General features: G+C 66.2%; 21 protein-coding genes. 10 read left to right on the plus strand and 11 right to left on the minus strand.

The window, feature by feature from the left end:
* Positions 1-42: 42 nt before the first annotated feature.
* The 3 genes from A0W70_RS06255 to putP all read left to right on the plus strand — a co-directional run bounded on the left by A0W70_RS06255 (position 43) and on the right by putP (position 3,735).
* A complete protein-coding gene (locus A0W70_RS06255) occupies positions 43-978 on the plus strand; it encodes a MurR/RpiR family transcriptional regulator (protein WP_067561492.1) in 936 nt (311 codons plus the stop codon).
* A gap of 2 nt (positions 979-980) precedes the next feature.
* Complete coding sequence (locus A0W70_RS06260; RefSeq protein ID WP_067561695.1) at positions 981-1,703, plus strand: glutamine amidotransferase-related protein; 723 nt, start codon at positions 981-983, stop codon at positions 1,701-1,703.
* A 541-nt stretch (positions 1,704-2,244) separates the two neighbouring features.
* Positions 2,245-3,735, plus strand: a complete 1,491-nt coding sequence (putP, locus tag A0W70_RS06265) for a sodium/proline symporter PutP (protein ID WP_083330809.1) — start codon at positions 2,245-2,247, stop codon at positions 3,733-3,735.
* A 324-nt stretch (positions 3,736-4,059) separates the two neighbouring features.
* Here putP and A0W70_RS06270 read toward each other — a convergent pair whose 3' ends face one another.
* Positions 4,060-4,440, minus strand: coding sequence for an Mth938-like domain-containing protein (locus A0W70_RS06270; protein ID WP_067561493.1), 381 nt, complete (start codon positions 4,438-4,440; stop codon positions 4,060-4,062).
* 59 nt (positions 4,441-4,499) lie between these two features.
* Here A0W70_RS06270 and A0W70_RS06275 point away from each other — a divergent pair, with 59 nt between their 5' ends.
* Together A0W70_RS06275 and A0W70_RS06280 are read left to right on the plus strand one after the other, a co-directional pair.
* Positions 4,500-5,855, plus strand: a complete 1,356-nt coding sequence (locus tag A0W70_RS06275) for a trimethylamine methyltransferase family protein (protein ID WP_175443072.1) — start codon at positions 4,500-4,502, stop codon at positions 5,853-5,855.
* A 25-nt stretch (positions 5,856-5,880) separates the two neighbouring features.
* Positions 5,881-6,888: a metal-dependent hydrolase gene (locus A0W70_RS06280; RefSeq protein ID WP_067561495.1), complete on the plus strand. Its 1,008-nt coding sequence runs from the start codon at positions 5,881-5,883 to the stop codon at positions 6,886-6,888.
* Between the two features lie 186 nt (positions 6,889-7,074).
* Here the strand turns inward: A0W70_RS06280 and pbpG are convergent, their stop codons facing one another.
* Both pbpG and A0W70_RS06290 read right to left on the minus strand, forming a co-directional pair.
* The gene (gene pbpG / locus A0W70_RS06285; protein WP_245675820.1) at positions 7,075-8,013 is read right to left on the minus strand and encodes a D-alanyl-D-alanine endopeptidase; all 939 of its coding nucleotides are present in this window, start codon (positions 8,011-8,013) and stop codon (positions 7,075-7,077) included.
* A gap of 346 nt (positions 8,014-8,359) precedes the next feature.
* A complete protein-coding gene (locus A0W70_RS06290) occupies positions 8,360-9,043 on the minus strand; it encodes a zinc metallopeptidase (protein WP_067561496.1) in 684 nt (227 codons plus the stop codon).
* A 401-nt stretch (positions 9,044-9,444) separates the two neighbouring features.
* On the opposite strand from A0W70_RS06290, the gene A0W70_RS06295 reads away from it, so the two are divergent.
* The gene (locus A0W70_RS06295; protein ID WP_067561497.1) at positions 9,445-10,386 is read left to right on the plus strand and encodes a cation diffusion facilitator family transporter; all 942 of its coding nucleotides are present in this window, start codon (positions 9,445-9,447) and stop codon (positions 10,384-10,386) included.
* Positions 10,387-10,402: 16 nt separating this feature from the next.
* On the opposite strand, the gene A0W70_RS06300 is transcribed toward A0W70_RS06295, so the two are convergent.
* A complete protein-coding gene (locus A0W70_RS06300; protein ID WP_067561499.1) occupies positions 10,403-10,753 on the minus strand; it encodes a hypothetical protein in 351 nt (116 codons plus the stop codon).
* Between the two features lie 245 nt (positions 10,754-10,998).
* Between A0W70_RS06300 and A0W70_RS06305 the strand changes: the two genes are divergently transcribed.
* Positions 10,999-11,406, plus strand: a complete 408-nt coding sequence (locus A0W70_RS06305) for a DUF411 domain-containing protein (RefSeq protein ID WP_217495397.1) — start codon at positions 10,999-11,001, stop codon at positions 11,404-11,406.
* Between the two features lie 106 nt (positions 11,407-11,512).
* On the plus strand, positions 11,513-12,838 hold the full coding sequence (locus A0W70_RS06310) for a nucleoside recognition domain-containing protein (protein ID WP_067561501.1): 1,326 nt from the start codon (positions 11,513-11,515) through the stop codon (positions 12,836-12,838).
* 23 nt (positions 12,839-12,861) lie between these two features.
* Here the strand turns inward: A0W70_RS06310 and A0W70_RS06315 are convergent, their stop codons facing one another.
* The 3 genes from A0W70_RS06315 to A0W70_RS06325 form a co-directional block, all read right to left on the minus strand.
* On the minus strand, positions 12,862-13,308 hold the full coding sequence (locus tag A0W70_RS06315; protein ID WP_067561502.1) for a PilZ domain-containing protein: 447 nt from the start codon (positions 13,306-13,308) through the stop codon (positions 12,862-12,864).
* Between the two features lie 98 nt (positions 13,309-13,406).
* Positions 13,407-14,696, minus strand: a complete 1,290-nt coding sequence (locus tag A0W70_RS06320; RefSeq protein WP_067561504.1) for a GGDEF domain-containing response regulator — start codon at positions 14,694-14,696, stop codon at positions 13,407-13,409.
* Between the two features lie 87 nt (positions 14,697-14,783).
* On the minus strand, positions 14,784-16,901 hold the full coding sequence (locus tag A0W70_RS06325; RefSeq protein ID WP_245675822.1) for a S9 family peptidase: 2,118 nt from the start codon (positions 16,899-16,901) through the stop codon (positions 14,784-14,786).
* Between the two features lie 169 nt (positions 16,902-17,070).
* On the opposite strand from A0W70_RS06325, the gene metX reads away from it, so the two are divergent.
* A complete protein-coding gene (gene metX, locus A0W70_RS06330) occupies positions 17,071-18,180 on the plus strand; it encodes a homoserine O-acetyltransferase MetX (protein ID WP_067561506.1) in 1,110 nt (369 codons plus the stop codon).
* A 153-nt stretch (positions 18,181-18,333) separates the two neighbouring features.
* On the opposite strand, the gene A0W70_RS06335 is transcribed toward metX, so the two are convergent.
* From A0W70_RS06335 to A0W70_RS06345, 3 genes are all read right to left on the minus strand, one after another.
* A complete protein-coding gene (locus A0W70_RS06335; RefSeq protein ID WP_067561507.1) occupies positions 18,334-19,605 on the minus strand; it encodes an MFS transporter in 1,272 nt (423 codons plus the stop codon).
* Between the two features lie 417 nt (positions 19,606-20,022).
* Entirely contained in the window at positions 20,023-21,159 is a 1,137-nt protein-coding gene (locus tag A0W70_RS06340; protein WP_067561509.1) for a hypothetical protein, read from the minus strand.
* A gap of 70 nt (positions 21,160-21,229) precedes the next feature.
* A complete protein-coding gene (locus A0W70_RS06345; RefSeq protein ID WP_067561510.1) occupies positions 21,230-21,529 on the minus strand; it encodes an HlyU family transcriptional regulator in 300 nt (99 codons plus the stop codon).
* 252 nt (positions 21,530-21,781) lie between these two features.
* Between A0W70_RS06345 and A0W70_RS06350 the strand changes: the two genes are divergently transcribed.
* Entirely contained in the window at positions 21,782-23,527 is a 1,746-nt protein-coding gene (locus tag A0W70_RS06350) for a diguanylate cyclase (RefSeq protein ID WP_070988394.1), read from the plus strand.
* Positions 23,528-23,541: 14 nt separating this feature from the next.
* Here the strand turns inward: A0W70_RS06350 and A0W70_RS06355 are convergent, their stop codons facing one another.
* Positions 23,542-26,316, minus strand: coding sequence for a sensor domain-containing protein (locus A0W70_RS06355; protein WP_067561516.1), 2,775 nt, complete (start codon positions 26,314-26,316; stop codon positions 23,542-23,544).
* Positions 26,317-26,846: the final 530 nt, after the last annotated feature.

Genomic DNA, 26,846 nt, shown 5'->3' on the forward strand with positions numbered 1-26,846 from the left:
ACACGTACACCGGTGTCCAACAATGGCCGAGGGCTCCCGCGGATGAATGAAACGGAATCGCCGCATGCCGGGGGCCCGCAGGCCGTGCACGGGGATACCTCGGTGGCCGAAACGATCCATCGGTGTCTCGACCGGCTGACCCCGACCGAGCGGAAACCGGCCCGGTTGCTGCTTGCGAACTATCCGGTTGTGGGACTGGAGCCGCTGGCGAGCTTCGCGCGGCGCGCCGAGGTCAGCCACCCGAGCATCCTGCGATTCATCGCCAAGCTCGGGTTTTCGGGCTATGCCGAGTTCCAGGCGGCACTGCGGTCGGAACTCGAGGCGCGACTGAAATCACCGCTGGCGAAGCGGCATGCGGACGGTGCGGAGGCGGGCGGTGGCGACGACCTGCTGGCCCAGTACGCGGAGGCCGCCGCGGAGAATATCCGCCAGTCCGTGGCGTCGATGCCGCGCTCGGAGTTCGAGGGAACGTTGAACCTCCTCGCCGAGAGCAGGAACACGCTGTATCTGCTCGGGGGGCGGTTCACCGACGCGGTCGCTAGCTACATGTACATGCACCTGCGCGTGCTGCGTCCGCGTGTCTATCACGTCAGCGGCCCGCCGGTCTCCTGGTCGGAGTATGTCCTCGACATGGACCGCCGCTCCGTGCTGATCGTGTTCGACATCCGCCGGTATCAGGAAGACCTGGTCCGGTTCGCGGACGAAGCCGCGGAGCGGGGCGCGCGGATCGTGCTGGTGACGGACAACTGGCTGTCGCCCATCGCGGCGCACGCCGAATATGTCCTCGCAACCCGTATCGAGGTCCCTTCGAACTGGGACTCCGTGGTGGCGATGATGACGCTGATGGAGGCGTTGATCGCGGCCCTTAACAATCGGCAGTGGCCGCGCCTCGAGGGCCGTATCCGTGAACTCGAGCGCATGCGCGACCATTTTGAATCCGGCGAGCCACTGGAACCAAAACCTGAATCGGACCAATGACCATGCGCCTCGGCATTCTGCAATGCGATTCCGTCCGCCCCGAACTGCAACCGGAGTTCGGTGATTACCCCGATATGTTCCAGCGTCTTTTGACGACCGAAGCGGTGCAGCCCGAGTTCCGCGTGTACGACCTGACCGCCGGCAAGTTCCCCGAATCGCCGGACGAGTGCGACGCGTGGCTGTTCACGGGCAGCAAATGGAGTGTCTACGACCCGGATGAATGGATCGCGCGGGCACACGAGTTCGCCCGCGAGCTGCATGCATCACGGCAGCCGACCGTCGGCATCTGTTTCGGCCATCAACTCATCTCCCGGGCACTCGGCGGGCGCGTCGAGAAGGCGCCGATCGGGTGGGGCGTCGGGGTGCACACCGCCGGGATATTGCGGCACGAGCCGTGGATGCAGCCCGATCGCGACAAGCTGTCGCTGCTCGTGAGCCACCAGGATCAGGTGATCGAGCCGCCTGAAGGGGCGGAACTCCTCGCCGGGCACGAATTCTGCCCCCACGACATGTTCCGCATTGGCGATCACATCCTGACATTCCAGGGGCACCCGGAGTTCGGGCCGGGATACTCGCAGGCGACTATGGATATGCGCCGGGACACCCTGGGCGAAGACACCTACCGTGCCGGCGTCGCCTCGCTGGACAATTCGATCGATCCCGACGTCGCCGCCGCGTGGATCCACTCGTTCATCGCCCGCGCATGCGGGGAAACCGCTGACTGAGCGCGGGATCGCCGTGTTGCGGGGGTTCTGACGGTTTCAGGAAAGAGGTTCTCGCCAAGGCGCGGAGGGCGCCAAGGGACGCAAGAACCCCAAAAAATCAGCAAAAAGAGAATTCACCGGGGAGAGCAGCCGAAACGACACCCGGCTCACGCGCTCGTTTCCATATCGCCTGTGCTTCTCGCTTCTCCTTTGCGTCCTCCGCGCCTTGGCGAGAACCCTGACCTGCACGGCGCCGAAAATCCCACCTTCGCTGCACGAAGTCCATAGCGGCACGCGCCTCCTCATCACACTGCGGAATCGAGCCAGGCTGGCGCCGGACATTACACTCCGGTAATATTTCATGCTGTTTAATTCCAGCCGGAATAAATTTTTCATTACCATAAACGGCAGAATTATTCAACAAATGACTGGCCAACTGGGAGAAACACAGTGGAACATTCTCTGACCGCCGCAACCTGGTTCTGGTTGCTCGTGCCCATGCCGCTGTGCGTACTGCTCGCGGTAATCACCTATTTCCGCGAGCGTGGGGGGGATCAGTCCAATGGATGAAGTCGCCCTGAACGCACCTACGCTCACGACCTTCGCGGTCTATCTGCTCGCCATGCTCGGGCTCGGCGTGCTCGCCTACCGGGCGACCAGTAATCTCTCCGATTACGTGCTCGGTGGCCGCAGCCTCGGTCCCGGGGTCGGGGCGCTTTCCGCCGGTGCCTCCGATATGAGCGGCTGGCTGCTGCTCGGGCTGCCCGGCGCGATCTACGCCTCCGGTATGAACCAGGCCTGGATCGGCATCGGTCTTACGATCGGCGCCTATCTCAACTGGCAGTTCGTGGCGAAGCGCCTGCGTATCTATACCGAAGTGGCCAGTGACTCGATCACGGTCCCGGATTACCTCGAGAATCGCTTCGCCGACCACAGCAAGGTGCTGCGGGTCATCTCCGCGGCCGTGATCCTGCTGTTTTTCGCTTTCTATACCTCGTCCGGCCTGGTCGCCGGTGCGAAGCTGTTCGAGGCCAGCTTCGGTCTGACCTACGGAAGTGCACTCTGGATCGGTGGTCTGGTGATCATCTCCTACACGTTCCTGGGCGGCTTCCTCGCGGTCTCCTGGACCGACTTCGTCCAGGGCATCCTGATGTTCGCCGCGCTGGTCATGGTCCCGCTGATCGCGATCAACCTGTTCGGCGGCGTCAACGAGCTCGGCGGTTGGGGCGAGGCCGTGCAGCGCGTGGGCGAGATGGACGCGAGCCGGAACGACATCATGAGCGGCATGACCACGTTCGGCATCATCTCGCTGATGGCGTGGGGACTCGGCTACTTCGGTCAGCCGCATATCATCGTGCGCTTCATGGCGCTGCGCTCGGCCGCTGATGTGCCGAAGGCCCGCCTGATCGGCATTACCTGGATGGTCGTGGCGCTGTTCGGCTCCATCTTCACGGGCTATATCGGCTTCGCGTATTTTGCCGACAACCCGCTGCCGGACGGCGAAAAGGTCTTCATCGCGCTGTCCACCACGCTCGCCAACCCGTGGGTGGCCGGCGCCCTGCTGGCCGCGATCCTGTCGGCGATCATGTCGACGATCGACTCTCAGCTGCTCGTATCGTCGAGCGCGCTCGCGGAGGACATCTACAAGCCGTTCATCCGGCCCGACGCTTCCCAGAACGAGCTGGTCTGGGTCGGGCGTTTCGCAGTGGTCGGTATCGCGCTCATCGCGCTGCTGATCGCGGGCGATCCGGACAGCCGGGTGCTCGGCCTCGTGTCCTACGCCTGGGGTGGATTCGGCGCCGCGTTCGGTCCGGTCATCATCCTGTCGCTGTTCTGGCGCGGCATGACCCGCAACGGCGCCCTCGCAGGCATCATCGTCGGCGCGGCAACGGTCGTGATCTGGAAGCAGCTCTCGGGCGGCATGTTCGACATGTACGAGATCCTGCCGGGCTTCATCCTCTGCACCATCGCGATCGTGGTGGTCAGCAAGATGGGCCACACCCCGCAGTCGGTGACCGACGAGTTCGACAAGGCCGCGAAACAGTGGGCCTGATCCCGACCTGATCGGCGATCACCAACGGGCGGCCTTCGGGCCGCCCGTTTTTTTGCCTGATGCTTTTTCAAGGGAGGCAAAAGGCGGACTCTCGCCAAGACGCCAAGCGCGCCAAGGAAAGTCAACAGAGATTTGTAATCCGGATTCTCCGGATGGGCAGCAGCCCCCTTTAGAACTCGGTTAATCTTTAGAGTCAGTCTGTGCCTCGGTTCAGAATCTTTCTTTCCTGTTTCATGCCGTCGATTTTTCTTGGCGCGCTTGGCGTCTTGGCGAGAATCCGCCTTTGACCTCCTCGAATTAACGACGAGTTTCACTCACCCTTCTTTAACAGGTCGAATGAAACAACCCCGCCACAGGCTCGCCGGCGGTGGCGAGTTCGTTGTATTTTTCGACCGCTTCGCGGGTCTCCAGGACATGAACGGTGGCGCCGGCCTGCTCCAGGTGGTCGAGCGTCGACTGCTGCGTGCGCAGGGCGCGCCACATGCCGCGGGTGAGGATGATCGTGGTGGCGCCCGTGGCGAGCAGTTCCTCGACGTCCTCCGGCTGGATGCCCGGGACATGGCGTGTCCCGGTCTCGCTCCAGTCCCACGCGCGGCCGCCCCCGGGCCAGAGCTTGAAGTCCTTCCCCGTCCCCAGGCCTGTGACGGTCATCGCGCCCCAGTCGATGTGCTCGATACGCGGTGAAGCCGAAGTGGATGTCGTCATGGTGGCTATACCTCCCGACATCGAGGATAGCAATTGCATCTGGCAATGCGGGTGTTCGGATGGGACGATCACGGCTCCCGTGCCCGCGTGCACGCCATCGCCCCATGCCGATGTGCCCGGATTCCGCCATCGACCGCGTATCGACCCCGTACGATCTGCTGACGTCGGCGCAGGTGGAACGTCTGCGCGCCGATGCCGATCGGATTCTCGACGAGATCGGGCTCGAGGTTCGTGAGCACCCGGACGCGCTCGAGCGCTTCGCCGCCGCGGGTGCCCGGATCGATGGCACGCGCGTGCGGTTCGAGCCGGGCCTGGCACGGGCGCTTGTCCAGCACAGCGCGCCGCCCCGTTTCACACAGCGCGCGCGTAACCCCGTAAACGATGTCGTCTTCGGCGGCCACGGCACGGTGACCGCGCCCGCCGCCGGACCGCCGATGGTGCGCGGGCGCGACGGCATCCGGCGCTATGCCCGGCTCGAAGACTTCCGCGACTTTGCGCGGCTGACGCAGGCAAGCGATGCCATCGACCACGCGGGCGCCATGTACTGCGAGCCCACCGACTGCGATGCCGCCGTGCGCCATCTGCGCTCGCTCGAAGCCGCCTTGCGGCTGACCGATAAGCCGGTCATGGGCTATGGGCGCGACAGTGACCAGGTAACGGACAGTATCGACGCGATGCGCGCGGTGTTCGGGGAGGCGACGATGGCCAACGAGTGCTGTCTGCTTACGATGGCGAACATCGAAGCGCCGCTCGTGCTGACCGGGACCACGGCCGAGGCGCTCATGCGGACCTCGGCGGCAGGGCAGGCCGTGCTGGTCGCTTCGTATCCGGTCCTCGGCATGACGGCACCGGTCACGGTGGGTACCGCGCTCGCACAGATGCTCGCGGAAGTGCAGGCGGGCGCCGCGCTGACCCAGCTCGTGCGGCCTGGTGCGCCGGTCATGGTGGGGATGTCCGGAGCCGTGTTCTCCATGCGCGCGATGCGCCCGGAGTTCGGCGGTGTCGAGGGCCTGTTCCTGATGAGCGCCGGGGCGCAACTGGCGCGTGATCTGGGTTGCCCCGTGCGCGGGGATGGGGCGGTTACGTCATCCAAGCTGCCCGACGCGCAGGCGTCGGGCGATGCCACCCGCGGCCTTGCCTGCGCGCATGCCGCGAATGTGGATTTCGCGTTGCATTCGGCCGGCTGGCTGGAGGCGGGCCTGGTCATGTCGCTCGAGCGGTTCGCACACGATGTCGATTCGATCGCGGCGGTACGCGCGCAGGGGCTGAATGCGCCCACGCCGGAGCCGGGGCGCGGCTGGGAAGCCCTGATGGCCGAGTGGCGCGAACCGCCCATGGACAGCTCGACCGCGCAGACGCTGGCGGATTTCATTGGCGAACGGACGCGCCGCCGTCTCCGGGAGGCGGCGACGTGAACGGATTACTCGACGGGAGCATGACATGGACTCGCTGACGCAGGCGGCCCTCGGTGGGGCCGTCGGCGGTGCGGTGATGGGCCGGCGGGCAGGCTGGCGCGCGTTCGCACTCGGGGCCGGCGTCGGCACCCTGCCGGATCTCGACAGTTTCATCCCGTATGGCGGTGCGGTGGCCGATTTCACCTACCATCGCGGCTATACGCACGCCCTGTTCGTGCAGACCCTGGCGGCACCCTTGATCGCCTGGCCGATCGCGCGCTGGCGCGCGGGCCACGGCGAATCGTATCGGCGCTGGCTGCTGACCGTCTGGCTGATCCTGATCACGCACGCCCTGCTGGATGCCGTGACGATCTACGGGACGCAGTTGTGGCTGCCGTTCAGCGATTATCCGGTCGGGTTGGGGAGCCTGTTCATCATTGACCCGCTCTATACGCTCCCGTTACTGGTCGGGATCTTTGTGGCCGTGGGTAACCCGTGGCGACGCGGACGCTGGAACGCCGCCGGCCTGGCGCTGTCAACGGCCTATCTCGCCTGGGCGATCGGGGCGCAACAGATCGTGGAGCATAGGGCCGAGGCGGCGATCGCGCGCGAGGGGCTCGCGGTCGATCGGGTGCTGGCGACGCCGGCGCCATTCAATACGCTGCTGTGGCGCGTGGTCGCGGTGGGTGGCGATGCGCACTGGGAGGGCTTCTATACGGTGGGCTCGGGGAGGCCGATCGATTTCAATCGGTACCCGAATTCACCCGGGTTGCTCGAAGGGATCGAGGATACCTGGGCGGTCGAGCGCCTGCAGTATTTCACGAAGGGGTTTTACGCGGTCACCGAGCGCGACGGTTCGGTCATAGTGACCGATCTGCGCATGGGGCAGGCGCGGTTCTATGCCTTCGGTTTCCGCGTGGGAGAACGTCGGGACGGACGCACGATCGCCCGCGATGATGCACGTTACGAATACCCCCGGCCACCAATGACCACGGTGTTCCGGGAACTGTACGCCTGTGGTCGCGGCCGGCCGACCGAGGTGATCGACTGCTGAGGGAAGGTCTGATCAAAACCAGGCAGCGCGTTGGGGAACGATGTAGGTCGGGCTTATAGCCCGACAGATCAGGGGCTTACGAGTATCGGGCTGTAAGCCCGACCTACAGGACTCCTTGTAATCAGAGGTTCCCTAAGTGCGTCGGCGTATCGCGACGGCGACGATCGCCGCTGCAATTCGTTTGCCTTACTGGATGCTCGCCTCGGCGTGCTGGGTCTGCTCGAAGGCCGCGGCGCGCCGCTGTTCATACTGCCGTGCGGCCTGCGCGATCGCGCCGCCATGGCCCGTGCGCAGCCAGTTGCGGATGCGCCCGGCGTCCCCCATCGGTGACCGCTTGCCGAATGAGTTCAGCAGGACCATCCCGATCCGGCGCCCGTCGATCTCCGTGACCATGACCAGGCAGCGACCGGCCTCGTTCAGGTAGCCGGTCTTGCTCAGCCCGACATCCCAGTGGTCGCGGTACACGAGGACGTTGGTATTGCCGTAGTGCAGGGTGTACCCGGGGTGCTGGAAGTTCGCCAGGAAGCGGCGGGTCTGGGTGTATTCGCGGATCGTGTCGTATTCCTCGGCCGCGCGCAGCATGACCAGCAGGTCCGCGGCGGTGGAGCGATTGCCCGTGTCGAGACCGCTGGGGCCCACGAACCGGGTGTCGTGCATCCCCAGCGCCGCCGCCTTGGCGTTCATCGCCTCCACGAAGGCGGAGAACCCCCCGGGATGGTGCCGCGCCAGCAGGTAGGCGGCGTGGTTTTCCGAGGACATCAGGGCAAGGCGCAACAGGTCGCCACGAGGGAGCCGCGAGCCGATACGGATGCGGGTGAAGGCATTGTTGGCCGCGGGTGTATCACGTTTCACCGCCGTCAGCGATTCGCCCAGAGGCTCACCGGAATCGAGTACGACCATCGCCGTCATCAGTTTCGTGACCGAGGCGATCGGGACGACGCGGCGCTCGTGTTTGCGGTAGAGCACGGTACCGCTGTCGAGATCGGCGACCGCCGCGTGCACCGAGGCCAGTTCGATGCCGGCGGGGTCCGGAGAGACACCGTTGGTATTGTCCGCGACCGCTAGCGCTGGCGTCGCCAGCGCGAACAGCATGATCCAGAGGCGACGCGCGATTGTCCGGTACACGATGGCGGGATCCGTTATGGGCAGGATTTGAGCAAGCGGAAATGTAGCACGGTGTACGAATGGTCGCGATGGAACGCGTCTCATGAATTGGTCGCCGAAGCATCCATTCGTCGTGCGGACCGTACCGTTCAGCGGTATTCGCGAGACGGGAATGACCTCGCGGTTTTGGCTCCGACCGTTGTTCAGGGCCCTGGCGGAGGCCGCGCCTGTTTTATGTCGACAGCGCATGACGATCCTTCCGGAACATGCGGTGGCCGGAAAGATCGGACCGCTCGGCGAATCTATAGCCTGGCGCGCCGGGTTCCTCAAGGTGTCTTTCCGGGCAGGTCGCCGCCGCCAGGTGGCGTCAGCGGCGGACAAGTGCCCACCAGCGCGCCACGTTCAGGAGACTCATCAGCGAGGCCGAGACATACGTCAGCGCCGCGGCCATCAGTAGTCGCCGAGCGTGGCGGCGATCCGGCTGCTTGAGGATCCGGTGGCTCTGAAGGATCGGCAGGGCACGGTTGAAACTCGCATCGAACTCCGTGGGCAGGGTGACCAGGTGCACGAGCACCGACGAACCCAGACTCAGCATGCCGCCAAAGAAGGTCAGCAGGCCGATGGAGGGCGCACGGCTCAGCATGGCGAGAAACGGGGCGGCCATCATCAGGCCGGCGCCGACGCGCTCGGCATTGCGGGTCGCACCGATCAACCGCGTGCGCCAGCGCAGGGGCGCGTAGCCATCCCGGTCCTGGAGCGCGTGTCCCACTTCATGGGCCGCCACCGTGATCGCGGTCAGCGAGCGCCCGTCGTACTTGTCCGCGGTCAGACGGACGACGCCACAGGTGGGATCGTAGTGATCGCCCGCCTGTGTGCGCTCTACCCGCAGATCCGGAAGACCCAGACGTTCCGCCAGATGGCGCACCAGTTCGGCACCAGTGCCCGGATAACGATCCGCGGGTTCGCTGTAGCGGCGCATGACATGCTGTACCCAGAGGCCAGGGCCGAATACCAGGGCAAGGAGGATCAGGCCGAAGATCACGAAGTGCATGCAAAGCGTCCATCACGCTCGGGGAGTGAATCGGTGAACCGGCTCGGGTCCGAGCGGCCCTTGTTCCGGGGTGCAGGGAAACTGTATCTCGCCGAAACCGTCATCGCGAGCGACTGAAGGCCGCGCGGCGATCCAGTGAGTGCACGGTATCGCGCGGGCCCGCACCGCTTCACGGAGACCCTCGGGTCACGGTCCTCGGTACTCCGTGAAACCACAATGCCGCCGAAACCCCATGCAGGCACTGGATTGCTTCACTTCGTTCGCAATGACGGTAGCGGTTGGCAATGAAGCCGATGCGTGGTTCCGCTGCAGTTGACTGGTACGCTTGGGCCGCACGATCCGGGCCGGTGGCCATCGGCCCATAATACCCGTCGAGAGCGGCGGTGCACTCCGGAGCTGCGATGAAGACCGAACGTGGCGCACTTCTCCTGTCCTGCGGGACTGCCCTGCTCATGGCCGCACTCGGGCTCGCGTTCGCGTTCATCACGAACTCGCGCGCGATCATGCTCGATGGCGTGTACAACCTGATGTACTTCGGTGTCGCGCTGATCACGCTGCGGGTCGAGCGCCTGACGAGTCTTCCGGACAGCGCCCGCTTCCCGTTTGGCCACGCCTATTTCGAATCCCTGGTCAATGCGGGCAAAGGCCTGATGATCCTCGGGATTTCGGCGGTCGCGCTGTTCGACTCCGGGATGTCTCTGTGGTCTGGAGGACGCGCGATCGCGGTGGGCCCCGCGATCGGGTATGCGCTCGCCGCCACGATCGTGTGCTCGCTGACCGCGTTCATCCTGCGCCGCGGACAGCGTTCGCTGGACAGCCCGCTGATCCGGGCCGATGCGGACAACTGGGTGCTCGATGCCGTGATCTCGGCGGCCGTACTGGGGGCGTTCTGTCTGGCGCCCATCTTCCACGCGCTGGACTGGGGTACGGCGGCCCGCTATATCGACCCCGTGCTGGTGGCGGCGGTGGTACTCCTGTTCCTCGGCGTGCCGGTGCGCATGGCGCGTGATGCGATCCTCGAGCTGCTGAACCAGTCGCCCGGCGCCGCCATCGAGCAACCCGTGACGGCCGCCATTGATGAGGCCCTGGCGGACCTGCCGGTGCAGCAACGGTTCGTGCGCATGGTCCGTCCCGGGCGGATCCTGTACGTCACCGTGCATGTCGTGCTTGCCGACGACTTCGCCGATCAGCGTCTGGTCGCGCTCGATCGGCTGCGCGGCGAGGTCGACGCGGCGGTCCGTTCGGTGCATCCGCGTTCGATCGTGGACACGCTGTTCACGGCGGATGTGCGCTGGGCCGCACCGACCGCCGGCCTGACGGCACCGAAGGCGGAGGCACCCTGACGCGGCCGCGGTCGTTTCAGCCGCCCATGGCCAAACCGACCCAGAGCAGGGCCAGTGCCGTCACGGCCGTACCGGCGTGCAGCACGATCATGAATCCCGGCGGGGATTCATTCTGCAGGCGGAAGAGCAGCAGAAAGCCGCCGCCGATCAGGGCGATGAAGAAGAGCAGCAGCGCCGCATTGACCGCGAGCGGCTGTGCGTAGCGGCTGACGGCGAGTGTCAGCAGCACGAGGCCAACCAGGGCAACCGCTGCATGAGCAAGACCAAGCGCGAACGGGACCCGCCGGCCACGCGCATGGGCCTGGGCGAGCACGGCGCCGCCGACCACTGCGGCGCTCAGGACGATGGCGGCGGTCGGAGTCAGCATCGGGTCTCCCGTATCGGCTGCCTGGCATTCCGGCGCGGAGCGGTCGCGCCGGAACGATTGTACGCGGCTACGGGGCCGCTGCCGGCCGTACCACTTGCCGCGCGCCGCGTTCTCGGAGAGGATCGCGTGCGTACCCTGTATCTGGATCGTTCAAGGCCCGTCGGGGCCGGAGGTGTTGCATGTCCCTTATCCGCCGTTCCGCCAGATTTCCGTCCCTGTGCCTCCGCGGCGTTTTGTTCGCAGCGATGTTCGTGGCCACACCGCTGCACGCGGCCGCCATGACCGTCTACAAAACGGCCACCTGCGGGTGCTGCAGCGCCTGGGTGGAACACGTCCGCCAGGCCGGGTTCGATGTCGAGGCGATCGATGTCGAGCGGGCCCGGCTTATCGAGTACAAGCGGGAAGCCGGTCTTGATCAGCGCCTCGCGAGTTGCCACACGGCGCGGATCGACGGCTACGTGATCGAAGGACACGTGCCGGCGGCGGATATCCGGCGTCTGCTTGAAGAGCGGCCCGACGTGGCCGGGCTGGCGGTGCCGGGCATGCCGGTCGGTTCGCCTGGCATGGAGTACGGCGATCGGGTCGATCCATACCGGGTGATCGCGTTCGACGAGCAGGGCGGTATGCGGATCTTCGCGGAATACGGGAACTGAGGCCACAGCGCCGCAGGGAGGCGGCGAGCCGCAGTAACCCCGCCGCCGGTCAAGCGGCGCGTACGCGCGCCGCACACCATCCCCGCATGGCCCATCAGCGACGCCCATGAACGCGATCTTCTTCGCCATCGTTTTCATCGCCTTCACGGTCGCCGCCTGGCGCCAGGCCGGCTGGAGCCCGCCGTCGGACGACCCCGACGCGCAATCGCCCATGGAGGCGCTCGGGCTCGGCATGATCGACTCGGCGGAAGGGGCCGTCACGCTCGCGCTCGGCCTGATCGGGGTGATGGGGCTGTTCCTCGGTCTGATGAAGGTGGCCGAATACGGCGGCCTCCTGCGGATCATCGCCAAGGTCCTGCGCCCGCTGCTGGTCCGGTTGTTCCCGGAGGTGCCGGCCGATCATCCGGCGATGGGCGCGGTGGTCATGAATCTCTCGGCCAACGCGCTCGGGTTGGGCAATGCCGCTACCCCGTTCGGCATCCGGGCGATGCAGGAACTCGACCGCCTCAATCCCCACAAGGGCACCGCGACCAACGCGATGGCCCTGTTCCTGGCGATCAATACCTCCTCGATCACGCTGTTGCCGACCGGCGTGATCGCGCTGCGGGCCGCCGCCGGCTCGACCGATCCCGCCGGGATCGTGCCGACGACGCTGGTGGCCACCCTGTGCTCCACCATCGTCGCCATCACGAGCTGCAAGCTGCTGCAGCACCGCTTCGCGACCCCGCCGCCCGATCCCGTCGGCGCGGACGACCCGGCCGATGCAGCGACGGCGTATCAGGAGTCGCCCGTCGAAGCGCCGCTGCCGGAGACCACGGATGAGGCCTATTCCACGCCGGTATCGGTGGCCGTGTTGCTGGGATTACTGGCGCTGATCCCCGTTACCGTCGTCTGGGGCAAGGCGATCGCCCCCTGGATCGTGCCGGGGCTGATGGTGCTGCTGCTTGGCTTCGGGGCGCTCAAGCGCGTGCGCGTGTACGAAGCGTTTGTCGAGGGCGCGCGCGACGGCTTCAATGTCGCCGTGCGCATCATCCCGTATCTGGTCGCGATCCTTGTCGCCGTCGGGATGTTCCGCGCGTCCGGCGCCATGGAAATGCTGATCGGTCCGCTGGGCGCCCTGACGGCGGTCGTCGGTCTGCCCGCGGATGCCCTGCCGATGGCGCTGCTGCGGCCACTGTCCGGCTCCGGCGCCTATGGCGTGCTGGCCTCCATCATCCAGGACCCGGCGGTCGGCCCCGACAGCTATACGGGCTATCTCGTAAGCACGATGCAGGGCTCGACCGAGACGACGTTCTACGTCCTGGCCGTCTACTTCGGCGCCGTCAATGTCCGCCGCGTACGGCACGCACTGCCCTGCGCGCTGATGGCCGACGTAGCGGGTATCGCCGGCGCGGTCGCGATCTGTCTGATCCTGTATGGCGGCGTCAGCTGAAGGCTGGAGGATCTGCGCGTTCGTCAGGGATTCGGGAATTCGCTGGCGTGGCGCCGGATCCATTCCCGGGCGGCTTCGTCGCGCGGCACCTCCCGGCCCTCCGAGCGCGCCAGCTCTTCCCGGAAGCGCTCAATCGCGATGACTTGTTCGAGCAGGCGGGAACGGTAGGCGTCTTCCGGGGTCTCGAAGCGCACGCCGATCCGGTACCCCTCGTCTTCGGGGCGACACCAGGCGACAAAGGCCTTCGCACTGAGGGACGTTTCGTTCCCCGCGATCCGGATCTGCAGCACCGTCCCCGGCGGTTGCGAGCGTTCGGCAAAAAACGCGAGCCCGCCATAGCTGACGTCCGCGACCCGCGTAGCCGATTCGCCCGGCAGGGATTCGATTTCAATGGGGATATCGGCCGGGTGGCGGATGAACGCGCGGCGGTCGGGATGCTCGCTGGACGGCTCGTCGTACTGCGGGTCCACGGATGGATTTCCGGGGTGGACTGGATCGATCCTACCCCCGTCGCCGCGTTCCCACAAACTCTGATGGGGCCCGCGCGTCGGGCCCAACCATCGGTTCTTCATCGCGCGTGTTCCGGGCCGGCCGTCACGACCCGGTCGCGGCCGTTATCCTTGGCCGTGTACACCGCCGCATCGGCGTTTCGCAATAGCCGTTCGAACGCGACCGTTGCGCCGGCGGGACGTGCCGCGACGCCCAGACTGGCGGTCACATCAAGGCCGTGCGGGTGCAGTTCCGCGATCATTGTGCGTATGCGTTCGGCATGGGCCGCGGCACCGGCGAGATCGCAGTGGGTCAGGATGAGCAGCAGTTCCTCGCCACCGAAGCGGACCGCGAAGTCTTCCGTGCGCGTATTGTCCAGCAGCAGTTCCCCGATGGCGGCCAGCACCTCGTCGCCGACGAGGTGGCCATGCTCGTCGTTGATGGTCTTGAAGTGGTCGATGTCGATCAGGACCGTGCTCAACGGAAAATCATGGCGTTCCGCTTCGGCAAGCGCGCGGCCGGCGAATTCGTCCAGTGCATTCCGGTTATACAACCCGGTGAGTTGATCCGTCATCGCCAGCTCGTAGAGGTGGCGGCGCTGATCCTCGACCTGTGCGATCAGCTGCCGACTCGTGATCAGGTGCGTGACGCGTGCGCGCACCTCTTCGCCAAGCACCGGCTTGCTGATGAAATCGTTGATCCCGAGGTGAAACAGTTCGATTCGCCGTTGCTTGTCCTCGATCCCGGAGATCGCGAGGATCGGCATGCGCATGTGGTCCGGACAGGCGGCACGGATGGCGCGCACGAGCCCCGTCCCGCTCATCTCGCCTTCGAGGAGGATGTCGCTGATCACGAGGTCGTAGCGCTCCGGGTCGAACGCGTCCCACGCCTCGCTGGCGCTGGCGTAGTGGTCGACTTCGAGGTTCATTTCCCCGAGCACGCCCAGCATCATCGCCGCGACCGTATTGCTGTCCTCGACGTACAGCACGCGTCCGGAACAGGCGCGAATCGCACCCTCCACGTATCGCTGCACATGCCGGAACAGGTGCTCGACATCGGTGCGTGGATGGATGTCGGTCACCCCGGCCTCGAAGGCCGCGTGGCTGATGGTCTTATCCTCGGTGGAGGTCATCAGGAGGATCGGGATCCGGCCGACACCGCGCATCGCGCGGGCCTGCCGACAGAACTCGATCCCGGTCATGTCCGCCAGCGTGAGCGCGACGCAGACGAGATCGACCGGGCGGTTGCGCAGCGTGTCCAGGCCGTCGCCGCCGTCGGTGACCATGATCGGTTCATGCCCGGCCGCCGATGCCATGCGGCGCCAAATGGCGCGGAACACCTTCGAATGATCGACCACCAGTATGTTCATGGAATGGATTGTGCCGCTTCCCGCATCCCGCGGCCAGCAGCGCCGGAATACCCATCGTGGCCGGTCGCTGGCCCCGCGTGGTGGCTGTCAGCCTTTCGGGGGCACGGCCGGCAGCGGCTCCGCTTCCATGAGCCCGTACGCCTGCAGCAGGAACGCGTAGCGGAAGGCGACTTCCTCCAGGTAATCGAAACGCCCGGCCGCACCGCCGTGGCCCGCGCTCATGTTCGTGCGCAGCAGCAACAGACGATCGTCGGTCTTGAGTGCGCGCAGTCGCGCGACCCACTTGGCGGGTTCCCACCAGGTGACCCTCGGGTCGCTGACCCCCGCGGTGACCAGAAGATGCGGATAGGCCTGGGCGCGGACATTGTCGTACGGCGACCAGGCGAGGATCCGGCGGTAGGCCTCGGGGTCCTCGATCGGATTGCCCCATTCGGGCCACTCGGGCGGTGTCAGGGGCAGGTCCGCATCGAGCATCGTGTTCAGCACGTCCACGAATGGCACGTCCGCGACGGCTGCGTGGAACAGTTCCGGCCGCCGGTTCAGGACGGCGCCGACGAGCATGCCGCCCGCACTGCCGCCATGCAGGGCGATCCGGCCGGCACCGGACCAGCCCTCGGCGATCAGCGCCTCCGCGGCGGCGATGCAGTCGGTGAACGTGTTCTCCTTGTGTTCCAGTTTGCCCTGGCGATACCAGTGATCGCCTTTCTCCTTGCCGCCGCGGAGGTGCGCGATGGCATACACGAAGCCTCGATTCACCAGACTCAGCCGGTTGGGTGAAAAGGCCGGCAGTTCCGACATCCCATACGCGCCATAGCCGTAGAGCACCAGCGGTGTGCCGGCATCGGGTGAGATGGCGCGGTGGTGCAACAGCGAGATCGGTACCGACTCGCCATCCGGGGCAGTGGCCGTAATGCGGCGACTGACGTACTGCTCGGGGTCGTGACCGCTCGGGATCTCTTCCTCTTTGCGCAGCACCCGTTCATCCGTGGCCAGATCGCAGTCGTAGACTCGATCCGGGATGGCCAACGCACTGAAAGCGACGCGCAGGGTCGTGGTCGCGTATTCGTAACCGGGGATCAGATCCAGATCGCAGAGGTCTTCGCCGAAGTCGAGCACGTGCTCGCGGCCGTCGGCCCAGCGGCGCACGACGATCCGTGGCCGGGCATCGGCCATCTCCAGGCGCACGAGCCAGTCGCGGAAGTCCAGCATGCTCTGGATCAGGGTGCCCGGGCGGTGGGGGACCAGATCCTGCCAGCGCTCGGGCCCCGCTGCGTCCAGCGGCGCGGTGGCGATCCGGAAGTCGTCGGCCCCGTCCCGGTTGGAGAGAATGACCCAGCGATCATCGTGATCGGTGACTTCGTACTCGACGCCGGGCTCGCGTGCGAGCAGGCAGCGCGGGGACTCGGTCGGGCGGTCGGCCGGGATCGCCCGCACCTCGGTGGTCTCCGGATCGCGGCTGCCGATCAGGATGAAGCGGCCGCTCTCGGTATCATCGACGCCGACGAAAAAGCCGGGATCGGTCTCCTCGAAGACCAGACTGTCGGCACCGGTATCGAGATCGCGGCGGTAGACCCAGCGCGGGCGGTGGTCTTCGTCGAGCAGGGTATAGAACAGGTGCCGGCCGTCCGCCGACCAGACCAGGTCGCCCTGGGCGTCCTCGATCGTGAACCCGAGCCACTCCCCGCTGTCCATATGCCGTACGCGCACGCTGCAGCGTTCGGCACCGCTGCGGTCGATCGCGCAGGCCAGCAGGCGGTGGTCGGGCGCATGCGCGGCCGCGACCAGCCGGAAATAGTCGAGGCCTTCGGCCTCTTCGTCGCCGTCGAGCAATAGGGACTCGGCCGCTTTGTCGTCGCGTGGGCACCGGCAGATCAGCGGGTGTTGGCCGCCCTCGCGGTAGCGCAGGTAATACATCCATGGGCCGTGCGGCTGCGGCACCGTACTGTCGTCCTCGCGGATGCGGGCCCGGAGTTCGGCCGTGAGCCGTTCGCGCAGCGGCTTGGCATCGGCCGTCGCGGCTTCCGCCCAGGCGTTCTCGGCCTCGAGGTACTCGCGGATGTCGGCGGGGAGCTGGCGGGGGTCCTGCATCGCCTCGCGCCAGTTGTCCGAACGCAGCCACGCATACGGGTCGATTCGGCGGTGGCCGTGATGGACCGACTCGATCGGGGCCGTTGCGGCGACGGGCGGTTGCGTGGGTGTCTGCACGAGGACTCCAGCGGGGATGGACAGGGCGCGTAACCTGACAGCCGAGCGCCCTGGCGTCCAGTTGGCCATCGCTGGACGTTGCGCGCCGGTTTCGGGAAGATTGCCCGCTTTTCTCGGTGACGGGGACCCCGCCGCCAACGATGTACCAGCCAACAGGAGCGTTGTACGGATGTCGGATGCCCGTCGTTACGTCCAGATCGAATCTCCGTTCGCGATGTACCGCGGCGGGCAACTGGCGCAGGCAACGATCGCGTATGAGGCCTGGGGGGAGCCGGTCGGCCGCGGCGACAATGCCATTCTGCTGTTCACCGGACTGTCGCCCAGTGCACACGCCGCCTCCTCGGCGGACGATCCGTCGCCGGGCTGGTGGGAGTACATGATCGGCCCGGGCAAGCCGATCGATACCGATCGGTTTTTCGTGATCTGTATCAATTCACTCGGCAGCTGCTTCGGCTCGACCGGACCGGCCTCGATCGATCCGGCGACCGGGCGGCCGTATCGGATCGAGTTCCCGCTGCTGTCGGTGGAGGACATCGTCAATGCCGCCCGCTCGGCGTGCATGGCGCTCGGGATCGATCATTTCCATACCGTGGCTGGCTGTTCACTCGGTGGCATGGACGTGCTCGCCTACGCGGCCATGTACCCGGGGACGTACCGCAACCTGATCAGCATCTCCGCCGCGGTTCATGCGACGCCGTTCGCGATCGGGATCCGCTCACTCCAGCGCGAGATGATCCGCAGCGATCCCGAGTGGGCGGGTGGCTGGTATGCGGATGACGCGGGCCCGAAAGAAGGGATGCGGCTCGCGCGCAAGCTCGGCGTAATGTCCTACCGCTCGGGGGAGGAATGGTCGCAGCGATTCGGCCGTAATCGCCTGGCGGAGACCGAGCGTGCCGGCGCGGTCCCGCTCGGGCCCGAGTTCGAGATCGAGGGCTACCTGGAGTACAACGCGCGCCGGTTTGTCGGCGGCTTCGATGCCAACTGCTACCTCTATCTGTCCCACGCCATGGATCTGTTCGACATCGCCGATCACGGCGGCGGCTCGCTCGAGGCCGGCATGCGGCCCATCGATGCCCGACGTGCGCTGGTGGCCGGCGTCACGACCGATTGGCTGTTCCCCGTCGCCCAGCAGCACGAGATCGCCGCGCTGCTGGATGGCGCGGGCGTCGAGGTGTCGATGCACGAACTCGAGTCCATCCAGGGGCACGACTCCTTCCTCATCGACCATGAGCGCTTCGCGCCCATGGTGGAGCACTTTCTGGGCGCCGACGCACCCTGAAATCCTGCCGCCTTTCTCACATCATTGCAGGCCGGCTTGCGACCGACGGCATCGCTGCGAGGAGCCGAAGGCGACGCGACAGGAGCCAGCCGGCGGATGAGGCCACAGTCCGGTACAGGTGCATGCCGGCTGTTGCCTTCGGCAAAAGCCGGCCTACGTCGACGTTCTGCCGCGGTCATGATCAGCGGCCGTTTCCGGCCCGTCTTCCTCGTGCCAGTACGGATTCCATTCCGGAATCTGCGGCGAGGCCGGTACCGTGTGGAAGGGCTCCTGCTGGGCCTCGCGCGGGCCGGCCCGCTGGAGCAGACGCCAGGCGACGAACGCGGCGAACAGGCCGCTTACGGCGATAAAGAAGATCCAGATGCCGGCGGGGCCGAACAGCCGGATGGCACCGGTCGCCAGCATGGGGCCGACCGTGCTCCCGGTGGCCCAGACGACCAGCACCGTCGACGAAACGACCACGTAATCGCCCACCCGGGTACGATCATTCGCGTGCGCGGTCGACACGGCATAGATCGATTCGGCGAGGCCACCCCACAGACCGAACAGGAATACCAGCAGCAAAAGCGTCGCCTCACCGGCAACGAGAATCGCGATCGATACCAGCACCACGGAGAAGGCGGCACCCACGATCACGTAACGTCGGTCCACGCGGTCCGACAGCCAGCCGAGCGGCCACTGGATCGCAAGGTTTCCGACCTGCAGCGCCGCCATGGTCAGCGCGATGTCCTGGGCACTCAGGCCGATCGCGGTGCCGTACATCGGCCCCACACCCATCATGGTCATGCCCAGTGACCCGGAGGCGTAGGCCCCGACCAGACCGACCGGGGAGATGCGGTACACCTCGCGCAGGCGTACGGCGATGCGTTCCGGGGCCGGCGGCGTCTGCAGCCGGGTCAGGGCAATGGGGATGACGGAGGCGGCGTAGAAACCCGCGTGGATCAGGAACGGCGTCGCCGTCTCGGCGGACACCCGGCTCATCACCAGCGCGCCCAGGCCGAGCGACACGGTGTAGCCGAGATAGAACATCGACATCACCCGGCCACGGTAGTCCGTCTCGCAGACCTCGTTCAGCCAGGACTGTGCGGTGATGAACATGGCCGTGGTGCAGAAACCACCCGCCAGGCGCAGCACGATCCAAAGCGGCACGGTCACCCAGCCGCTCATCAAAAGCGTTGCGATTGTCCCGGTGGCGGCGAAGGCGGCAAAGGCGCGGATATGGCCGACTCCGCGGATCAGGTGCCCGGAGAAGATACAGCCCAGCAGCATACCGATGGCATAGGCCGTGACGACGACACCGACCGCGTCCTGGCTGCTGCCGACCAGGTCGAGCCGGATCGGCACGAACGTGGCCATCATGCCGTTGCCGGCCGCGGTGAACGCGGTCGCGACGATCACGGTGGCGATATACAGCCAGATACGCATCAACCCCTCCACACCGGCGATCCTCTGCCGGGCGACGCGAGGCTACGCTCTTTGGGGGCCGCTTTGTAGAGGTTGGGGACTGGCGTGTGGTGGTTGTGGGGTGGAGTCGTGGGTTCGGGGTTCTCGCCAAGGCGCAAAGGGCGCCAGGGGACGCGAAGAAATTCGAAGGTGCGCGGTGAGACTTATTGTAGGAGCGAGCTTGCTCGCGATCGTACCCGCACGGCGAATCGGCTTTCTGCGATACCTCACGAATTCCGCGGGCCTCGCCTATCGCTGCTGTAACAACCAACCGTCTGACGCGCACGATCGCGAGCAAGCTCGCTCCTACAGGTTCTGCCGTCCTTCGCGTCCCCTGGCGCCCTCCGCGCCTTGGCGGGAACCCCAGACCCACGCTTCCAGATCCCCAACCACTCCACGTCAGTCCCCGACAGCGTCCGTCCAGTGCGGATAATCACTTCGCAGTTTCTTCATCCCGAAGTGTTCCTCGACCCATCCGATCAGCTCGGGTGACAGGTTCAGGTCACGCGGATGATCCGGGTCGGAGAGGTCAAATGTGCGCCGGCTGCCGTCGGGCGCGGTGAGCGTGAGTTCGCGCGGCAGGGCCATCGCCGCGAAGTCGGCGGCGCTGGCGCCGTAGTGGCTGGAATAACGGGCCCCGCTGCGGGTTGCATAGACGACGTTGTAGGCATTCGCCATCGCGTCGGCCGCATCGACCGTGGCCCGCCAGCCTTCCGGGTGCCGCCAGCGGATGGGGATATCGAGATCCCACTCGCGATTGAGCCGCTCGAGGGTCTCGATGCGTTCGTTGACGATCGCCTCGCTGCTGGCCCGGCTCAGGATGAACGCACCGTAGATCAGATAACCGCGTTCGCGGCTGCGCACCGTGGAGAACACCCAGGCATCCGCCCCCTGGGCCCGGAACTGTTCGAGCAGTGAGCGGATTCGGCGGGCGAAATCGGCGCCGCCCGCCGCGCTCAGCGCCTCCAGCATCTCGTCGCCATCGTCGGGATTGCGATAGCGCGCCGTCCAGCGCGGGCCCAGCGGATCACCATCGTTAGCCGGCTCGAGTTCGGCGGGGCGCCGGGGTTGGTAGATGGCCAGGCGGCGGCCGCCATAGCGCCGCGGTTCGCCGTCGAATACGTCGTCGGGGTGCAGCAAGATGCCGGCTGCGCGGGCACGGCCCGAGGGCAGGTGCACCGTCTGGCCATGCAGACCGGTGCCGCCCGCCGCGGCAAGATCATCCAGCAGGTACAGGAAATCCGTCAGGTCGACCGGGCGCCCGATCGCCTCGCGCGCGGCCCGCAGCAATGGTTCTTCGGCCGGTGTCGCCGCGAGTCCGTCGAGCAGATCCCGATCGACCCGGATCCCGGCCAGCTGGATCGGCTGGTCGCCGAGGGCGCGGGCCGCTGCCGCCAGCGTCGCGCGCGGGCCGCTGGTGGCAGTGTCGGGCAGGCGATCCCACGACCGGTCGGTCTGAATCCAGCGGGTCTGCTCCGCGTGAGCGGCGCCCGCGAGGCCGACGGACAGCGCGAGTATGAACAGGAGCCGGGGCATCGATGCAGTGTGAACCGTAGGCGGCCGGCCGTGCGGGGAATCGGCCGGCCCGGGATGGAGTGGCCTCGCGTCAGCCGCGATGGGACAGTCCGCGACCGCGTTCATCGACCAGCTGCCGCGCCTTGAGCAGGGACATCTGCACCGCCTCGTCGTGGTCGGCCATGGTGTCCGCGCGCACGAAGTCCTGCTCCTCCGCCGCGTCGCCTTCGCCGCTGCGGACCGTCCCCGCCACACGCCAGACATTGCCCTCGCGGATCGGGCGCGCCAGCAGTTCGCAACCCTCATAGCGCTCCTGTGCGGCCGTCTCGCCCGGCTGGAGCGGCCCGCGGGTCGCCTTTGCGCCGCGGCCGCCGAAGAGTTTTTTCAGCATTGGTGTCGTCCTTTGTTCGTGATTGCCCCTATCATCCACTTGGCGGAGGCATTGGCAAGCATTGTCAGGCCCGCCGCAGCACGCGTCCGGGCTCGGCGATGCCGATTTTCCGGTCCCGTCCCGTGTGCGAGACTTCTGTGGTATAGGGCGCCGGTCGGTGGCAAGGTTTTTGCAGACCGCCGGGCCATTCCCCGGGCCCGCGATGAGTCGGGTGTTCGGGGGGCAGTGCTCACCAACATGGTAGTGCGTGTGATGGAAGAACCCGCCCGGGACGTCCTGCTGGCTGGCCTGAATGCCGTCGGCGATGCCGTGCTCGTGACGGATACCCGACTCGAAGAGCCCGGGCCGACGGTCCTTTATGTCAATTCGGCCTTCGAACACCTGACCGGTTACGCCCCGGGCGAGGTCGTGGGCGGTCCGGCGCGGGTCCTGATGGGGGCGGGCACGGATGCCACCGCGATCGCGGAGCTGCATGCGGCGCTCGCCGCCGGGCGCCCCTACAAAGGCGAGTTCGTCAATTACGACCGCGACGGTCTGCCAATGCGGCTGGAATGGCGGATCCAGCCGTTCCCGGAGTCTGGGCCGCCTTCACGGCTGCTCGCCGTGCTGCGCGATGTCACCGATCTGCGTGCGCTCGAAGAACGACGGTCCCGCCTGGAGGCCGTCACCCGTATGCAGCGGCAGGTAGCCACCGCCGGCCATGAGCTCGATGGGCTGCGTTCCAGCGTCGTGGATGCGGCCCTCGAAGCCACGGGCGCCGACGGGGCGGTGGTCGAGGAACCGGTCGGCGACCGTATGGTTTACACCGCCGCCAGCGGGACGGCCACGGCCTCTCTGGGGTTGGAGTTGCCCATGGCGGAGACGCTCTCGGGCTGGTGTTACCGGACCGGGGAGGCGGCGATCTGTATGGACGTCACGCGGGATGAGCGTGTCGCGCTGCAGGATACCTGCGAGAGCATCGGTTTCCGGTCGGGTATCATCGTGCCGCTGGTCAACGGCGGCAAGACCTTCGGCGTGCTTAAGGTCTACTCGGGCGAACCGGATGCGTTCTCCGATGGTGATGTGCAGGTGCTCCGGCGGGCCTCCGAAGTGCTCGCGGCCTCGCTCGAAGGCGCATCGCAGTACGAGCGCGAACGTCAGCGGCGGCAGCTCCTGGTGGATGCGCTGCCGGCGCTGGTTTCGTATATCGACGCTGAAAAGCGCTACCGCGAGGTCAATGATGCGTATCGGCAGTGGTTCGGTCTGGAACGCATCGAGATCATCGGGCGGCATATACGCGAGATCGTGGGCGACAGCGCCTATGAAGAAATCGAGCCGCGCCTCGAAGCGGCCCTTACCGGTGAACGGGTCACCTACGAGGCCGAAATCCCCTACCGCTATGGCGGAACGCGGCCGATCGAGGCCGACTACATCCCGCATATCGCGGCAGGCGGTGAGGTGGCCGGGGTGTATGTCCTCGTACGTGACGTCAGTGACCGGCGGCGCGCCGAATGCGACTGGCTGACGGGGGTGTGGAATCGCCGTGTATTCGAGGAACGGCTGGAGGCGCTGTACAGCACGGCCCATCGCTATCAGCGACCGCTGAGTCTGGTCTTCATGGATATCGATCATTTCAAGGCGGTCAATGACTTTCACGGTCATGCCGTCGGCGACCGGGTTCTTGAAGGGGTCGCGGCTTTGCTTCAGGAGTGCGTCCGTGATGCCGATACGGTCTGTCGATGGGGCGGTGAGGAGTTCGCCGTACTGCTGCCCGAGACCAGTGTGGCCGAGGCGGGGGAGCTGGCCGAGCGGATACGTGGCCGCATCAAGTTGACCCCGTTCCCCGGCGTCGGCGGCATTACCGCGAGTTTCGGTGTCGCCGACCTGCAGGGGGTGGACACGCGGGACGCCTTTGTCGGTGCGGCCGATCGGGCGTTGTACCGGGCCAAGGGCGACGGCCGTGATCGGGTCGCGTTTGCCCTGGCGGCGGAGGCCCTGAAGGGCTGCCCCGGGGAGTGAGCGGGTACGGCGGTTCAGACCTCCGCGCCGCTTGCCAGCGGCAGCGTTGAGCGTCGCGCCAGCAGCCAGCGGAAATCCTCCGCTGCCAGTGGCATGCTGTAGTGGAACCCTTGGCCGATGCGGCAGCCCATTGCGAACAGGGCGTCTCGCACCGCTTCGTTTTCCACACCCTCGGCGACCACGTCCGCCCCGAGCGCACCGGCGACGCCGAGCACCGTCTGAACGATCCGGCGGCTGTATTCATCGTCCAGCATCCAGCGGACGAATCCCTGGTCGATCTTGATTTCATCGAACGGGTATCGCTGCAGATAGAGCAGGGAAGAATACCCCGTGCCGAAATCATCGAGTGATAACTGTACACCGAGCTGGTGCAGGGTTCGCAGCTGGAGCTGGAGCAGCTCGGACTCACGTTCGAAAACGCTCTCGGTAATCTCGAGCGTCAGGGATGCCGGTTCCACGCCGTGGGCATCGAGGGCATCGCGAACGGTGGCGGCAAAATCCCCCACGGTGAATTGCACCACCGAGACGTTGACGGCGACGCGGACGATCTCGAGTCCCGCGTCGCGCCACTCGCGCAGCTGACGACAGGCCTCGCGCACCGCCCAGTCGCCGATCGGGCCGATCAACTGGCTCTGCTCGGCGATCGGGATAAAGGTTCCCGGTGACTGCAGTCCCCGTTGGGGATGGTTCCAGCGGATCAGGGCCTCGCTGGCGACGAGCGCTCCCGTATCCAGCGTCACCTTCGGATGATAGTGCAGTTCGAATTCGTCGTTCGACAGTGCCCGTCGCAGCTCCCCGGTGACCGAGATCCGCTCGCGCGTGGCGTCGTCCAGGGCCGCGGTATAGGGCGTCCATTCTCTCGCCCCGTCGGCATGCTGCTTCTGGAAGAGTGCGAGCTCCGCCTCGCGCAGGAGTTCCTCTACGGGGCGCGGCGACGGACCGAGTACCGTATAACCGAAGTTTGCACTCACCTCGATCGCGTGCTCGCCGAGCGAAAACGGGGCGGCGAATACGGACGCCAGGGCCTCACGCGATTCCAGTGCGCCCCGACTGGCATGTGCGGGTAGAAACACCGCGAACTCATCACCCCCGAGCCGGCTGGTAATCGCGTCCTCGTCGAGCATTTCCCGCATGCGTCGCCCGATTTCGATCAGTAATCGATCCCCGGTCTCGTAACCGTGGGCGTCGTTGATGTCCCGGAGCTGTTCGATATCGAAGATCACGACTGCCGCGTCCGGATGCCAGGCCTCGTCGGTCAGCGCTCCGTGCAGTGAATGCGTGAAACCGTTGCGCGAGCGCAGACCCGTAAGGGGATCTTCGTAGGCCAGGCGATTGAGTTCCCGCTCGGCCAGCTTGCGCTCCGTGATATCGACATGCATCACCACCGCGCCGTCGGTCTGCCGATCGACGCCGGGTGTTTCGATCCGGTTGGCCATGACCCGGAACCAGCGCTGGTGATCCGGGGCGTGGCAGGGATATTCGAGGGCGAATGTCTCGCGCGCGCCGCTGAGCACTTCAGCGAGCAGGTGAGCGACCTGGTCCGCCTCTTCGCCGTTTTGACCCTGGGCGTTGTTGCAGATCGCGAGATAGTTCTGACCGATACCGTAATCGGGGTCGCTGCCTCCATTCGCGGCGCCGTAGTGGCGCCATTGCTGATTGACATCGAGAACGTTGCCCTCGACGTCCAGCAGTGCAATATGAGCGGGCAGGGCATTGATCAGCTTCTGGCGGGTTTCGAGGACCCGTTCGAGCCGATCCCGCGATGTCCGCAATTCCGTTTCGATCTCCCGCAATTCCGTGGTGTCCGTCAGGATCGACGCGGCACGAATGGTCTTGCCGTCGGGCGCGGGGATCGGGTAAGAACGGATCAGGAGTTGCCGCGTGCCGAGGTGTTGATAGTTGCGTTCGACTTCGATGCGCTGCGGTTCGCCCGCGAGACAGCGGTCGATATACGGGCGTACGCGGGTATCGAAGAAATCGAAGCCCACCATGTCGGCGACAGATTTCCCGATCACGTCCTCGGGGCGTTTTTCGTACAGGGCCGCGTAGGCCTCGTTGCAGAACGTATACCGGTAGTCCGCGTCGATGACCGAAAAGAGGTCCGAGCTCGATTCGATCAGCTGCTGGTACTGACGTACGGACTGGTCGAGTTCGTAGCGCTCGGTCACGTCCTGGACCGTGCCGTTGATCACGCGAAGTTCGCCCCGCTCGTCGTACGCCGCCGCGATGCGCTCATGTACGTGGCGGACTTTATCGTCGGCGCACACGATCCGGTATTCGACGGTCGAAGTCGGGGTGTCGGGGGACAGTCGATCATGCGCGGCGCGTACCCGGTCACGATCATCGTCATGGACGAATCCGAGCAGCGCCTCCGCGGTCGGGATGAGTCGATCGGGGAGCTCGCGCAGCAGTCGCCACATCTGGAGTGACCATTCGGGATGGGGGGTGCCCGCCGTGTGGCGCCAACTGCCGATACCGGCAAGCTGCTGGGCGTCCGCGAGCATGCCTTGATGGCGCTCGAGTTCGGCCTCGTGCGCGCGCAGATCCCGGGTGCGCGCGTGGACCCGCAGTTCGACAAGGATCAGACCCACGGTCGTAATGAATATGACCGCAAGCAAAATGATCAGCAGCCGGCGGGCCCCGGGCGGCAGGGGGGCCTCGGCGGGAACGCCGCCGCCAGCCCCGAGCCATTGGTCGATGAGCGCATCATATGTCGATGTCTGCTCCTGCTCGAGCGCAGAGAGCTCGTGGTCGTAAGCGGTGTGGTTCGTGCCCGCCTCGGAAACCATCCTGGGAGGATTGTCATAGACGCCGACGCGGATGTCTCTGACGGAATCGGCGAATGTCGCGGCTGATGAAAATGTCCCGAGAATCAGAAGGCACAGCAGCGTGGACGCTCGGAGGCCGGAAAAACCGGCGCGCCGGGAGCGTGGTGCGTTCGATGGCGGCGCGGATCCGCCGCCGACGATGGCGGATTTCAAAGCCGCTCGGTACATTCAGCCGCTCGCTGGTCGGGCACGCGATTGCGCGCAACTCGCCTGGAAGATGATGATCGCCGGGCGTGTTCATTGCAATATGGCATGGTAGTCGCGGGTGATGGATCGCACGGTGCATCGGACCCGTCTGCCGGGGCGACTGGTGCGACCTCCCGGCGCGGGATCTGTTCGCCGGTATCCGCTACGGGGCATAGTGGCCATGCATCGGTGCAGCACGCCGATGGTGTCGCAGGGGCATGATTGCGGAGGGGGCTGTGGTGCGGAGTTGGCCTGAGCGGATCGGACAATGGCTCGCGCGATATCTGTCGCGATCGCGTGATATC

It is taken from the genome of Halofilum ochraceum (genome assembly GCF_001614315.2).
Lineage (GTDB): Bacteria > Pseudomonadota > Gammaproteobacteria > XJ16 > Halofilaceae > Halofilum > Halofilum ochraceum.